This is a genomic window from Streptomyces sp. B8-7, assembly GCF_058833805.1.
Genome location: NZ_JBYRRL010000001.1, coordinates 1,270,625 through 1,284,732, shown reverse-complemented (window position 1 = coordinate 1,284,732; position 14,108 = coordinate 1,270,625). Strand labels below are relative to the sequence as shown.

The following is a 14,108-nucleotide window of genomic DNA, read 5'->3' as shown; positions in this document are numbered from 1 at the left end:
CCTTCCGGGGTGCTCCGGATACCCGCCCTCCACGGCCTCCGCTTCGCCTTCGGCACCCTGTCCGTGCTGCCCGTGCGCGTCGACCGCTGGGACCGGGGGACGGCCCGGGGCGGCATGCTGTGCGCCCCGGTGGTCGGCGCGGTCGTCGGACCGGTGGCCGGGCTCACGGGGCTGGCCCTGCTGGCGCTCGGGGCGGGTCCGGCGACGGCGGCCGTGGCGTCGGTGGCGGTGCCGGCCGTGCTCACCCGGGGGCTGCATCTGGACGGTGCCGCGGACACCGCGGACGGGCTGGGCAGCGGCAGGCCCGCCGACGAGGCGCTGCAGATCATGAAGCGGTCGGACATCGGGCCGTTCGGGGTGATCACGCTGGTGTTCCTGCTGCTCGGCCAGGTCGCGGCGCTGGCGCAGCTGTACGGCGGCTCCCCGGCGCGCGGCGCGCTGGCGGCCGTGCTGGCCGCGGTCACGGCCCGGCTCGCGCTCACGGCGGCGGCGCGGGCGGGCGTCTTGCCGGCCCGGCCGGAGGGGCTGGGGGCGGCCGTCGCCGGAGTGGTGCCGGTCCGCGCGGCGGCGGGGGCCGCCGCCGTGGTCACGGTCCTGGCGGGGACGGTCGCGGGGGCGGTGTCCGGGGTGTCCGCAGCGGTCCGGGCGGCGGCCGCCGTGGTGCTGGCGCTGGCCGCCGCGGAGGCGCTGCTGCGGCACTGCACACGGCGCTTCGGCGGAGTGACCGGGGACGTCTTCGGCGCCCTCGCGGAGACCGCGGCGACGGTCTGCCTGCTCGTGCTCTGCCTGGGCTGAGCCGCCGCCCGCACCGGCCGCCACCCGGGTCACCCCCCGGGCGGGCGGCGGCGCCGGGCGCCGCCGGGACGGGTCCCCTGCCGCGCGCGTCCGGTGCGCGGACCCGGAGACGGATCGGCAGGAAACCACGACGCCACCGGCAGGTGAACGCCCGGAGGAAGGAGCGACCTCACCCACGCGCGTAGGCTCGTCCCCGGTGCGCGCCGTACCGGTGCGCACCCGGGCGGGGGCTTGAGCTCGTGCCGGATCCGCGGACCCGGCGCCGGCGCCGGTCCGGCCCGGATCCAGGGGGTGTCCGGGACCTGAGCGCGGCACCGGCCGCGGGCAGACGCGGGACACCCCTTAGGGTCGGCTGCCGGGCCCGGCCGACCCACACCGTTCGGCCACAGGAACTTCACATCGGAAGCGAGATTTCACCACCGTGACTGCTCTCACTCTCAGCACGTCCGCGGCGCCCTCCCTGCGGGCCGACGCGCTCGTGATCGGTGTCGCCAAGGGCGCCAAGGGCCCCGTCGTCGCCCCGGGTGCCGAGGCCGTGGACCACGCCTACGACGGCAGGCTCGCCGGCGTCCTGGAGACCCTGGGCGCCTCCGGCGCCGAGGGCGAGGTGACCAAGCTGCCCGCCCCGTCCGGCTTCAAGAGCCCCCTGCTGGTGGCCGTCGGCCTCGGTGCCGAGCCGGAGAAGGGCGCCGGCTACGGCCCCGAGGCGCTGCGCCGCGCGGCCGGTGTCGCCGCGCGCGCCCTGACCGGCAGCAAGAAGGCCGGATTCGCCCTGCCGCTCGCGGACGCCGGCGACACCGGCGCGATCGCGGAGGGCGCGCTGCTGGGCGCGTACTCCTTCGACGCCTACAAGGAGCAGGGCGCCGCCAGGGCCAAGAACGGCAAGGCGCCGCTGGGCGAGGCCACCCTGCTGGGGGCCAAGCCGCGCGACAAGGCCCACAAGGCCGCCGTCGAGCGCGCCACCGCGGTCGCCGAGGAGCTCAACCGGGCCCGCGACCTGATCAACACCCCGCCGAACGACCTCAACCCGGAGGCGTTCGCCGCCGTCGCCTCGGCGGCCGGCAAGGAGCACGGCGTCAAGGTGCAGGTGCTCGACGAGAAGGCCCTCACCAAGGGCGGCTACGGCGGCATCCTCGGCGTCGGCGCCGGCTCCGCGTCCGCCCCGCGCCTGGTGAAGCTGTCGTACACCAGCTCCAAGGCGAAGAAGCACCTGGCCCTGGTCGGCAAGGGCATCACCTACGACTCGGGCGGCATCTCGCTGAAGCCGGCCGGCCACAACGAGACGATGAAGTGCGACATGAGCGGCGCGGCCGCCGTGTTCGCGGCCGTGGTCGCGGTGGCCCGGCTCGGCCTGGAGGTGAACGTCACGGCGTGGCTGGCGCTCGCCGAGAACATGCCGTCGGGCTCCGCCACCCGCCCGGGTGACGTGCTGCGGATGTACAGCGGCAAGACGGTGGAGGTGCTCAACACCGACGCCGAGGGCCGTCTGGTGCTGGCCGACGCGCTGTGGGCGGCGTCGGCGGAGAAGCCGGACGCGATCGTGGACGTGGCGACGCTGACCGGCGCGATGGTGCTCGCGCTGGGCAACCGCACCTTCGGCGTGATGGCCAACGACGACGCGTTCCGCACGGCGATCGTGGAGGCCGCCGCGGAGGCGGGCGAGGAGTCCTGGCCGATGCCGCTGCCGGAGCACCTGCGCAAGGGCATGGAGTCGCCGGTGGCCGACATCGCCAACATGGGCGAGCGGATGGGCGGCGGCCTGGTGGCCGGCCTGTTCCTGCGCGAGTTCGTGGGCGAGGGGATCACCTGGGCGCACCTGGACATCGCCGGTCCGGCGTTCAACGAGAGCGGCCCGTTCGGGTACACCCCGAAGGGCGGCACCGGTTCCGCGGTGCGCACGCTGGTGCGGCTGGCCGAGCTGACGGCCGCGGGCGACCTGGGCTGACGGCGTCCGGCGGGACCTCGCATGCGGGTAGCGCGAGGTCCCGCCGCCGGACGGCCGTCCCCCGGCCGTGCGGCCGGCCCTCCCCCGCCTTCCCCGGCCGTGGGCGAAGGCGGTCGGGGACCCGGGTCCGAGGGTCCGGGGCGGTCCCCCGGTCCTGCGCGGGGGGGGCGTACCGCGGTGTACGGGGAAGCCCGCCGTGCCCGGTCCCGGAGCACCGGGCACGGAGCACCGGGCACGGAGCACGGGGCACCGGGCACGGGGCACCGGGCACCGGCAGCCGGATCCGGTCGTCGCGCGGGCGAAGGGTCCCGCATCGGGACGTACTAGCCCCTACGGGCACGTACCCGTCCCGGCCGGTCGGAGCGGGGCCGTCCCCCGGCGGCGCGCGGCGGTGCCGTCCGCGCCGGCGCCGGCGCCACGTGGGGCGTCTCACACCACGGCCCCGCGTCTCGTTCGGCCGGGACAAGTGCGAAGATGGGGCTCGGCAGGACAGGGCCCCCACCAAAGGGCCGAAGAACGAGCGGCCGGACACCAGCCGCCGACCGGTCACTGGAGACCGGCGTGGCGCACATGCATGGAGGACGTGACGTGGCGAACGACGCCAGCACCGTTTTCGACCTAGTGATCCTCGGCGGTGGCAGCGGTGGGTACGCCGCGGCCCTGCGCGGGGCTCAGCTGGGCCTGGACGTCGCCCTGATCGAGAAGGACAAGGTCGGCGGCACCTGCCTGCACCGGGGCTGTATCCCCACCAAGGCCCTGCTGCACGCGGGCGAGATCGCCGACCAGGCACGCGAGAGCGAGCAGTTCGGTGTCAAGGCCACCTTCGAGGGCATCGACATCGCGGGGGTCCACAAGTACAAGGACGACGTGGTCTCGGGCCTGTACAAGGGCCTGCAGGGCCTCGTCGCCTCCCGCAAGGTGACCTACATCGAGGGTGAGGGCCGGCTGTCCTCCCCCACCTCGGTGGACGTGAACGGCCGGCGCGTCGAGGGCCGCCACGTCCTGCTGGCGACCGGCTCCGTGCCGAAGTCGCTGCCGGGCCTGGAGATCGACGGCAACCGCATCATCTCCTCCGACCACGCCCTCGTCCTGGACCGCGTGCCGAAGTCCGCGATCATCCTGGGCGGCGGTGTCATCGGCGTCGAATTCGCCTCGGCCTGGAAGTCCTTCGGGGCCGACGTCACCGTCGTCGAGGGCCTCAAGCACCTGGTGCCGGTCGAGGACGAGAACTCCTCCAAGCTCCTGGAGCGCGCCTTCCGCAAGCGCGGGATCAAGTTCAGCCTGGGCACCTTCTTCGAGAAGGCCGAGTACACGCAGGACGGCGTCAAGGTCACCCTCGCCGACGGCAAGGAGTTCGAGGCCGAGGTGCTGCTGGTGGCCGTCGGCCGCGGCCCGGTCTCGCAGGGCCTGGGGTACGAGGAGCAGGGCGTCGCGATGGACCGCGGCTACGTCCTCGTCGACGAGTACATGCGCACCAACGTCCCGACCGTCTCGGCGGTCGGCGACCTGGTGCCCACGCTCCAGCTCGCGCACGTCGGCTTCGCCGAGGGCATCCTGGTGGCGGAGCGGCTGGCCGGTCTGAAGACCGTCCCGATCGACTACGACGGTGTGCCGCGGGTGACCTACTGCCACCCGGAGGTCGCCTCGGTCGGCATCACCGAGGCCAAGGCCAAGGAGATCTACGGTGCGGACAAGGTCGTCGCGCTGAAGTACAACCTGGCGGGCAACGGCAAGAGCAAGATCCTGAAGACCGCGGGCGAGATCAAGCTCGTCCAGGTCAAGGACGGCGCCGTGGTCGGCGTCCACATGGTCGGCGACCGCATGGGCGAGCAGGTCGGCGAGGCCCAGCTGATCTACAACTGGGAGGCGCTGCCGGCCGAGGTCGCCCAGCTCGTCCACGCCCACCCGACGCAGAACGAGGCGCTCGGCGAGGCCCACCTGGCGCTGGCGGGCAAGCCGCTGCACGCCCACGACTGACCCGGCCCTCGGGCGCGACGACACTGACTTCCGCAATTCGTAAGGAGCAACCGAAACCATGGCGGTTTCCGTAACCCTTCCGGCGCTCGGCGAGAGCGTCACCGAGGGCACTGTCACCCGCTGGCTGAAGGCCGAGGGTGAGCGCGTCGAGGCCGACGAGCCGCTGCTCGAAGTCTCCACCGACAAGGTCGACACCGAGATCCCGGCCCCGGCCGCGGGCGTCCTCGCCTCGATCAAGGTCGCCGAGGACGAGACCGTCGAGGTGGGCGCCGAGCTGGCGGTCATCGACGACGGCACGGGCGCCCCCGCGGCCGCCCCGGCCCCGGCCGCCGCCGAGGCCCCGGCCGCCGAGCCCGCCCCGGCCCCCGCTGCCGAGGCGGCCCCCGCCGCTCCCGCTCCGGCCGCCCCCGCCGCTCCGGCCGGTGGCGCCGAGGGCACGGACGTGGTCCTGCCCGCGCTGGGCGAGTCCGTCACCGAGGGCACCGTCACCCGCTGGCTGAAGGCCGTGGGCGACTCCGTCGAGGCCGACGAGCCGCTGCTCGAGGTCTCCACCGACAAGGTCGACACCGAGATCCCGGCCCCGGCCGCCGGTGTGCTGCTGGAGATCACTGTCGGCGAGGACGAGACCGCCGAGGTCGGCGCCAAGCTGGCCGTCATCGGCGCCCCGGGTGCCGCCCCGGCCGCCGCCCCCGCGGCCCCGGCCGAGGCCCCCGCCCAGGCCGCCCCGGCCCCGGCACCCGCCGCTCCGGCCGCCCCCGCGGCCCCGGCTCCTGCCGCGCCCGCCGCTGCCGCCCCGGCTCCGGCTCCGGCCGCCCCGGCTCCGGCACCCGCCGCCCCGGCCGCCCCGGCCCAGGCACCGGCCGCCCCGGCGCCCGCCGAGCAGCCGTCCGACGAGGGCGCCTACGTCACCCCGCTGGTGCGCAAGCTCGCCGCCGAGAACGGCGTCGACCTGGGCGCCGTCAAGGGCACCGGCGTCGGCGGCCGTATCCGCAAGCAGGACGTGCTCGCCGCGGCCGAGGCCGCCAAGGCCGCCGCCCCGGCGCCCGCTCCGGCCGCCGCGGCTGCGGGAACCGGCGCCGGCACGGCCCGCAGGGCCCCCGCGCTGGAGGCCTCCCCGCTGCGCGGCCAGACCGTGAAGATGACCCGCATCCGCAAGGTCATCGGCGACAACATGGTCAAGGCCCTGCAGGAGATGGCCCAGCTGTCGTCGGTCGTCGAGGTCGACGTCACGCGCCTGATGAAGCTGCGCGGCCAGGCGAAGGACTCCTTCGCGGCCCGCGAGGGCGTCAAGCTCTCCCCGATGCCGTTCTTCGTCAAGGCCGCCGCGCAGGCGCTGAAGGCCCACCCGGCCGTCAACGCCCGCATCAACGAGGCCGAGGGGACCATCACCTACTTCGACACCGAGAACGTCGGTATCGCGGTGGACTCCGAGAAGGGCCTGATGACCCCGGTCATCAAGAACGCCGGCGACCTCAACCTCGCAGGCATCGCCAAGGCCACCGCCGACCTGGCGGGCAAGGTCCGCGGCAACAAGATCACCCCGGACGAGCTCGCCGGGGCGACCTTCACCATCTCCAACACCGGCTCGCGCGGCGCCCTGTTCGACACGATCATCGTGCCGCCGGGCCAGGTCGCGATCCTCGGCATCGGCGCGACGGTCAAGCGCCCCGCCGTGATCGAGACGGAGGAGGGCACGGTCATCGGCATCCGCGACATGACCTACCTGACCCTCTCCTACGACCACCGCCTGGTGGACGGCGCCGACGCCGCGCGCTACCTCAGCGCGGTCAAGGCGATCCTGGAGGCGGGCGAGTTCGAGGTCGAGCTCGGCCTGTAAGGCACAGCGCACGCACGGCGCCCCCGTCCGGAGCCCCGGGCGGGGGCGCCGTGCGTCGCGAGCCGGGCCGCCCGGATCGCCGTCCGGATGGCCGTCCGGGTGGCGGTCCGGGTGGCCGTCCGGGTGGCGGTCCGGGTGGCCGTCCGGGTGGCGGTCCGGGTGTACACAGCTGTGTAAGTCTCGTCTCACCTGCGCGAAAGCTCCCCCGTGCGTCTCTACGACGGCGGCCTGCGGCCTTATTGTCTAAACGTCGAACGCCCCAGGGGGCCGTGGCCCCTCCCTAAGGAGCCCTCATGACCGCGCCCGTCGTCCACTCGCTGCGCGAGCAGATCCGCGAGCACATCCTGGAGGGCATCATCAGCGGGCGCTGGCAGCCGGGTGAGCGGATCGTGGAGCGGCGCATCGCCACCGAGCTGGAGGTCAGCCAGACGCCCGTGCGCGAGGCGCTGCGGGAGCTGGAGTCGCTGCGGCTGATCGAGTCCGCGCCCAACAAGGGGGTGCGGGTGCGCAGCCTGACCGCCGCCGACCTGGAGGAGAGCTATCCCGTGCGGGCCGGTCTGGAGGCGATCGCCGCCGAGCTCGCGGCCGAACGCCTCGCCCGGGACTGCTCGGCTCTCGAACCGCACGTCGCCGCGCTCTACGAGGCCGACAGCAAGTCCGACGGCACCGCCCAGGTGCGGCACACCGTCGGCTTCCACCGCGAGATGGTGCGCGCCGCCGGGAACTCGGTGCTGCTGCACACCTGGGAGGGCCTGGGCATCGAGGTGTTCACCGCCCTGTCCATCCGCTGGCTCGGTACCGTGCAGCAGTCGTACGCCGAGGAGCACCAGGAGCTGGTCGAGGCGTTCCGGCGGCGCGACCCCCGCATCGCCGAGCTGGTGAAGGCGCACGTACTGGGCTGCGCGCCCCGGCACGAGGGCGAGCGGTCGTCGGACGGGCGGTAGCCGGACGATCGGACGGGCGGCAGGGCGGGCGGCAACCTGACGGGCGGGACGGGCCGCAGCCGGACGGGCGCCGGTCACCGGAGCGAGCGGCGGCGGGGCGGGCACCGGTTCCCCCGCGTGGCGGCGCGCCCGTGCAGGGCCCCCGCACCGGCCCCTCCGTACACCCGAGCGGGGCCCCGCTCAGACGCCGCCGTGTACGGTCGGGGCACGCCGCCCCACCTGCGCAAACCTCTACGGAAGGCGTCACTGGGTGCCACCGCCCAAGGCACCCGGTGCCGACTTTCTCGTGATCAAGAGGTTTTCTCCCTGCCCCTTTGATCGATCATCGATCAGGGGGTTACAGTCGCCGACGGGCCGCGCGGCGGGGCCGCACCACGGCACCGTATCGAGGCTCCAGCCCTGTCCTGCCAAAGACCGAGGGCACCCCCCGACCCTTACCGACGAGGGAACCCCCTTCGACTGAGGAAGGCGGCGACATGACCGACCCCTACGCCATCCAGCCCAGTGAGCTCGACCAGCTCCCCGACCGCGACCCGGAGGAGACCGCCGAATGGCAGGCCTCCCTGGACGCCGTGGCCAAGGCTGCCGGGCCGCACCGTGCCGCGTACCTGATGCGGCGCACGCTGGAGCGCGCCGAGGCGGGCGGCATCGCGCTGCCGAAGCTGCTGGAGACCGACTACGTCAACACCATCCCCACCGCCGCCGAGCCGGAGCTGCCCGGTGACCCGGCGATGGAGGCCCGGATCACGGCGTGGAACCGCTGGAACGCGGCCGCGATGGTCACCCGCGGCTCGAAGCACGGCGTCGGCGGCCACATCGCGACGTTCGCCTCGGCGGCCTGGCTGTACGAGACCGGCTTCAACCACTTCTTCCGGGGCAAGGAGACCGGCGCGGCGGCCGGCTCCGGCGACCAGCTCTACATCCAGGGCCACGCCTCCCCCGGCATCTACGCCCGGGCCTTCCTCGACGGCCGGCTGACCGAGGCGCACCTGGACCACTTCCGCCAGGAGGCCGGCGGCAACGGCCTGCCCTCCTACCCGCACCCGCGCCGGCTGCCCTGGCTGTGGGAGTTCCCGACCGTGTCCATGGGCCTCGGCCCGCTGTCGGCGATCTACCAGGCCCGCTTCAACCGCTACCTCACCCACCGCGGCATCAAGGACGTCTCGGCCTCGCACGTGTGGGCGTTCCTCGGCGACGGCGAGATGGACGAGCCGGAGTCCACGGCGGCCCTCGCCCTGGCCGCCCGCGAGGAGCTGGACAACCTCACCTTCGTCATCAACTGCAACCTCCAGCGCCTGGACGGCCCGGTCCGCGCCAACTTCAAGATCGTGCAGGAGCTGGAGGCCCAGTTCCGCGGCGCCGGCTGGAACGTGGTCAAGACGCTGTGGGGCTCCGCCTGGGACGAGCTGTTCGCCCTGGACACCACGGGCGCCCTGGTCCGCCGGCTGCGCCAGGTCCCGGACGCGCAGATCCAGACGTACCAGACCCGTGACGCCGCCTACATCCGCGAGAACTTCTTCGGGGCCGACCCCGCGCTCGTGGAGATGGCGAAGCTGCTCGGCGACGACAAGATCCTGGAGTGCTTCCACTTCTCACGCGGCGGCCACGAGTCCCGCAAGGTCTTCGCCGCGTACAAGGCGGCTCTGGAGCACAAGGGCGCGCCGACCGTGATCCTGGCCCAGACGGTCAAGGGCCACACCCTCGGTACGGGCTTCGCGTCCAAGAACGCCAACCACCAGATGAAGAAGCTGACGGTGGACGAGTTCCGGACCATGCGCGACCTGCTGGAGCTGCCGATCAGCGACAGCGCCTTCGCCGACGGCCAGGTCCCCTACGGCCACCCCGGCGCCGGCTCCCCGGAGGTGCGCTACCTCGCCGAGCGCCGCGCGGCCCTCGGCGGTCCGGCCCCGGCCCGCCGGGTGCACCCCGTCGGCCCGCTGCCGGCCCCGGCCGAGAAGGCGTTCGCGGCGTTCGACAAGGGCTCCGGTTCCCAGAGCGTCGCCACCACCATGGCCTTCGTCCGCCTCGTCAAGGACCTGGTCCGCGACAGGGAGACCGGCAGGCGCTGGGTGCCGATCGTCCCCGACGAGGCCCGCACCTTCGGCATGGAGTCGCTGTTCCCGTCCCTCGGGATCTACTCCCCCAAGGGCCAGACGTACGAGCCGGTCGACCGCGACCAGCTGATGTACTACAAGGAGGCCGAGAACGGGCAGATCCTCAACGAGGGGATCACCGAGGCCGGTTCGATGGCCGACTTCATCGCCGCCGCCACGTCGTACGCGACGCACGGCGAGCCGATGATCCCGTTCTACATCTTCTACTCGATGTTCGGCTGGCAGCGCACCGCCGACCAGATGTGGCAGCTCGGCGACCAGCTCGGCCGCGGCTTCCTGGTCGGCGCCACGGCCGGCCGGACGACCCTGACGGGCGAGGGCCTGCAGCACGCCGACGGCCACTCCCCGGTGATCGCCGCGACGAACCCGGCGGCGCTGACCTACGACCCGGCGTTCGCCTACGAGGTCGCCGTCATCGTCAAGGACGGCCTGCGCCGTATGTACGGCGAGGCCGCGCCCGGCGAGGACCCGGACGTCTTCTACTACCTGACCGTCTACAACGAGCCGCTGCCGCAGCCCGCCAAGCCGGCCGGCCTCGGCATCGACGAGGGCATCGTCAAGGGCCTGTACCGGTTCAACACGGCCGAGTCGGCCGGGGTGACCGTGGCCGCGGCGAACGCCCCGCGCATCCAGCTGATGGGCTCGGGCACCGCGATCCACTGGGCGCTCAAGGCGCAGCGGCTGCTGGCCGAGGAGTGGGGCGTGGCGGCGGACGTGTGGTCCGCGACGTCTTGGACGGAGCTGCGCCGGGACGCCCTGGAGGCCGACGCGGCCCTGCTGCGCGGCGAGGAGCGGGTGCCGTACGTACGCCAGGCGCTGCAGGGGGCCGAGGGCCCGGTCCTGGCGGTCTCCGACTACATGCGCCAGGTCCCGGACCAGATCGCCCAGTGGGTCGGGCAGGACTGGGCGTCGCTCGGTGCGGACGGCTTCGGCCTGTCCGACACCCGGGACGCGGCCCGCCGGCACTTCGGTGTCGACGCCGAGTCGATCGTCGTCGCGGCGCTGGCCTCCCTCGCCAAGCGGGGCGAGGTCAAGGCGACCGCGGTGAAGGAGGCCCGGGAGCGGTACGGCCTGTAGGGGTACGGCCTGCAGGGGTACGCCTGCGGCAGTGACACGGCGAGCCGCCGGCCCCTGGAAGGGGGCCGGCGGCTCGCCGTGTCACGGGAGGTCCGCGGGCCGGCGGCCCGGTGCTCCGGCCCCGGCCCGCCGCGGGAGCCGGGGCCCTGCCGAAGGGCAGCGTGGTGGCGCGCGCCCGGGGGCCGCTACTCGGCGTGCGGGACGGCGGCCTCCTCCTCGGTCGGGCCCGGGTCGGGGTGGCGGCGCAGCTGGACGATGGCCAGTACGAGACCGCCCCACACGATCAGAATGGCGATGAGCATCATCACGATGGCGCCACCGGACATCAGCGGTCCTCCTCTCCGTGCTCTCCGTGCTCTCCGTGTTCTCCCTGCTCGCCGTGGCCGCCGTGCTCACGGCGTCTGCGGTGCGCCTCGGCCTCCTCGGCCGTCTCCATGTCCAGGTCGATCAGTCCGCCCCGCTCCGCCTTCCAGGGGATCAGGGACAGCAGGATGCCGACCACCAGCGCGGCGATCGCGACGCTCCAGCCCGCGCCCAGCAGGAACGAGGTGGAGTAGCCCTCGTAGTTCTCGTCGAACTCGTGGCGCAGGCTGTCGATCATCATCCAGCCCAGCACGACGGGCGTGATCAGGCCGAGGCACAGGCGCCACCAGTGGCCGAGCTGCACGGCGGAGGTGGCGTCGGCGTCCCGCTGGAGTTCGGGCAGCTTGCGCATGAACCAGGCCACCGCGATCACACCGACCAGCGCGGCGAGCGCGATGCCGTACTGGTTGATGAAGTGGTCGGAGACGTCCAGCAGATAGACGCCCTCGTGGGTCGGGAAGATCAGGATCGAGGCCAGCGCCACCAGGCCGCCGACGCCGAACACGGCCGGGATGCGGTGCATGCCGGTGCGGTCCTGCACGGCGGAGACCACCACCTGGACGATGGAGATCAGCGAGGACAGACCCGCGATCACCAGCGACACGAAGAACAGCACCCCGAACACGCCGCCGCCCCACATCTCCGAGATGATCGTGGGAAAGGCGACGAAGGCCAGCCCGAGGCCCGCGGTCGCCACCTCGCTCACCGGCACGCCCTGGGCCTGGGCCATGAAACCCAGCGTGGCGAAGACGCCGATGCCGGCGAGGATCTCGAAGGAGCTGTTCGCGAACCCGGCGACCAGGGCGGAGCCGGTGAGGTCCGCCCGGCGCCGCAGATAGGACGCGTAGGTGACCATGATGCCGAAGCCGATGGACAGCGAGAAGAAGATCTGGCCGTAGGCGGCCACCCAGACGCTGCCGTTGCCGAGTTCGGACCAGTCGGGCCGGAAGAACGCGTCCAGGCCCTCGGCGGCGCCGTCCAGCGTGAGCGACCGGATCACCAGCGCCGCGAAGAACACGATCAGCAGCGGGATGAAGATCTTGTTGGCCTTCTCGATGCCGCGCCGGATGCCGAACGCCAGGATGCCCAGCACCACCACCCAGACGGCGATGAGGGGCCACAGCACTCCGGAGACGTACCCGGAGACGAAGCCGGGGTCCTGGGAGGCCTTGAGGAAGCTGCCGAAGAGGAAGCCCTCCGGGTCGTCGCCCCAGGCCTGGTCGGCGGAGAAGCCGACGTAGCGGACGGCCCAGGCGATGATGACCGCGTAGTAGGTGGCGATGACGAACGAGATCGCCACCTGCCACCAGCCGAGCGGCTCCGCCGGGCGGGCCATCTGCCGCAGGGCGGCGGGCGGCGACGTCCGGTATCTGCGGCCGATCGCGTACTCCATGATCAGCAGCGGGATGCCCGCCGTGAGGAGCGCGACGAGATAGGGGAAGAGAAAGGCGCCGCCGCCGTTGTCGTAAGCGACGGCGGGAAAGCGCCAGATGTTGCCGAGACCGACTGCGGAGCCGATGGCGGCGAGGAGGAATCCCGTCCGCGTGGCCCATTGTTCACGGGGCTGATTCGCCATGTGCGTGTCCTCGTCCGGGTACATCCCGATTGATGCGACGTTAACAGCGGTTCTGGCGTGCGCACAGGGAGATGTGCGCCCGAGCGGGTGAAGGACCCGGCAGAATGGCTGACATGCGAGCCGCACGGCTGATCAAGATGGTGCTCCTCCTTCAGTCCCGGCCTTCCATGACCGCCGCCGAACTGGCGCGGGAGCTGGAGGTGTCGGAGCGGACGATCACCCGGGACGCCCAGGCGCTGTCCGAGGCCGGCGTGCCGGTGTACGCCGACCGGGGAAGGACCGGCGGATACCGGCTGATCGGCGGCTACCGGACGCGGCTGACGGGGCTGGCCCGCGGCGAGGCGGAGGCGCTGTTCCTGTCCGGAGTGCCCGCCGCGCTGCGGGAGATGGGCCTTGAGGACGCCGCCTCGGCGGCCCGGCTGAAGGTGTCGGCCGCGCTGCTGCCGTCCCTGCGGGACGCCTCGCGTACGGCGGCGCAGCGGTTCCATCTGGACGCGCCGGCCTGGTTCAGCGAGCCCGCGGCGCCGAAGCTGCTGCCGGCCGTGGCGGAGGCCGTGTGGGACGACCGGGTCGTCACCGCGCGGTACCGGCGCGGGGACACCGAGGTCGAGCGGGTCCTCGAACCGTACGGGCTCGTGCTGAAGGCGGGGCGCTGGTACCTGTGCGCGCGGGTGGCCGGCGACGGGGGGCCGGGCGGGGCGAGGAGCGCCGAGGACGGCCGGGTGAACAGGGCGCCGGAAGGCGGGGCGGACGGGGTGTTCCGGACGTACCGGATCGACCGGTTCACGGAGGTGACACCCCGGGAGGAACGATTCATCAGAGACGCGGAGTTCGATCTGCCCGGCTTCTGGGCCGGGCAGGCCGAGCGGTTCGCCCGGTCGCTGCTGCGCGCCGAGGTCGTGGTACGGCTCTCCGAGCGCGGCCTGCGCATGCTGCCGCACACCGTCGACCCGCTCTCCGCACGGGACGCCCTCGCGGCGGCGGGAGAGCCGGGCGCGGACGGCTGGCTGCGGCTCACCCTGCGGGTGGAGTCGGAGGAGGTGGCGCACAGCCAGCTCACTGCGCTGGGAGCGGAGGCCGAGGTGCTGGCCCCGGCGTCGCTGCGCGCCCGGTTCCGGCAGGACGCACGGCGGATGGCCAGGCTCTACCGGTCCGAATGACGCCATGGCGGTGCGGGACCGGACGGCTCCACCGGCCGGCCGTCGGCCGTGGTGGCCGCGGGGACGGGCCGCGGCCACCGGCTGCGGGTGGCCTCCGCGGCCGTCGGCCGTGGCTGTCGGCCGTACGCGGTGGCCATGGTCGTCGGCCGTACGCGGCGGCCGTGGTCGTCGGCCGTACGCGGCGGCCGTGGTCGTTGGCCGTGGGTGCCGGGCGTGGTGTGGGCGGGGGCACAGGGGCGGGTGTGCGGCGTCGGGCCCGAACGGCGGGTACGGACCGGCGGTTTCCGCGTGCGTCGGCGAGGCGCAGGCCCGATGCTGGA

9 protein-coding genes are annotated in these 14,108 nt (G+C 73.6%); 7 read left to right on the top strand and 2 right to left on the bottom strand.

Annotated elements, in window-relative coordinates; translation table 11 throughout:
• Positions 1-9 precede the first annotated feature (9 nt).
• The 6 genes from AC5K6T_RS05300 to aceE all read left to right on the top strand — a co-directional run bounded on the left by AC5K6T_RS05300 (position 10) and on the right by aceE (position 10,689).
• Positions 10-795, top strand: a complete 786-nt coding sequence (locus AC5K6T_RS05300; RefSeq protein ID WP_493206074.1) for an adenosylcobinamide-GDP ribazoletransferase — start codon at positions 10-12, stop codon at positions 793-795.
• Between the two features lie 421 nt (positions 796-1,216).
• Positions 1,217-2,740, top strand: coding sequence for a leucyl aminopeptidase (locus AC5K6T_RS05295; protein WP_493206073.1), 1,524 nt, complete (start codon positions 1,217-1,219; stop codon positions 2,738-2,740).
• 588 nt (positions 2,741-3,328) lie between these two features.
• Positions 3,329-4,717 (top strand): dihydrolipoyl dehydrogenase, encoded by a 1,389-nt coding sequence (lpdA, locus tag AC5K6T_RS05290; protein WP_493206072.1) that lies wholly within the window; start codon positions 3,329-3,331, stop codon positions 4,715-4,717.
• A gap of 58 nt (positions 4,718-4,775) precedes the next feature.
• On the top strand, positions 4,776-6,554 hold the full coding sequence (gene sucB / locus AC5K6T_RS05285; RefSeq protein WP_493206071.1) for a 2-oxoglutarate dehydrogenase, E2 component, dihydrolipoamide succinyltransferase: 1,779 nt from the start codon (positions 4,776-4,778) through the stop codon (positions 6,552-6,554).
• A 293-nt stretch (positions 6,555-6,847) separates the two neighbouring features.
• Positions 6,848-7,498 carry a GntR family transcriptional regulator gene (locus AC5K6T_RS05280; RefSeq protein ID WP_493206069.1) on the top strand — a complete coding sequence of 217 codons (651 nt, stop codon included), beginning with the start codon at positions 6,848-6,850 and terminating at the stop codon, positions 7,496-7,498.
• A gap of 476 nt (positions 7,499-7,974) precedes the next feature.
• The gene (gene aceE / locus AC5K6T_RS05275; RefSeq protein ID WP_493206068.1) at positions 7,975-10,689 is read left to right on the top strand and encodes a pyruvate dehydrogenase (acetyl-transferring), homodimeric type; all 2,715 of its coding nucleotides are present in this window, start codon (positions 7,975-7,977) and stop codon (positions 10,687-10,689) included.
• 185 nt (positions 10,690-10,874) lie between these two features.
• Here the strand turns inward: aceE and AC5K6T_RS05270 are convergent, their stop codons facing one another.
• Entirely contained in the window at positions 10,875-11,015 is a 141-nt protein-coding gene (locus AC5K6T_RS05270) for a methionine/alanine import family NSS transporter small subunit (protein WP_493206067.1), read from the bottom strand.
• On the bottom strand, positions 11,015-12,628 hold the full coding sequence (locus AC5K6T_RS05265; protein ID WP_493206065.1) for a sodium-dependent transporter: 1,614 nt from the start codon (positions 12,626-12,628) through the stop codon (positions 11,015-11,017). The genes AC5K6T_RS05270 and AC5K6T_RS05265 overlap by 1 nt, the downstream gene beginning before the upstream one ends.
• 113 nt (positions 12,629-12,741) lie before the next feature.
• Between AC5K6T_RS05265 and AC5K6T_RS05260 the strand changes: the two genes are divergently transcribed.
• Entirely contained in the window at positions 12,742-13,788 is a 1,047-nt protein-coding gene (locus AC5K6T_RS05260) for a helix-turn-helix transcriptional regulator (protein ID WP_493207353.1), read from the top strand.
• Positions 13,789-14,108: the final 320 nt, after the last annotated feature.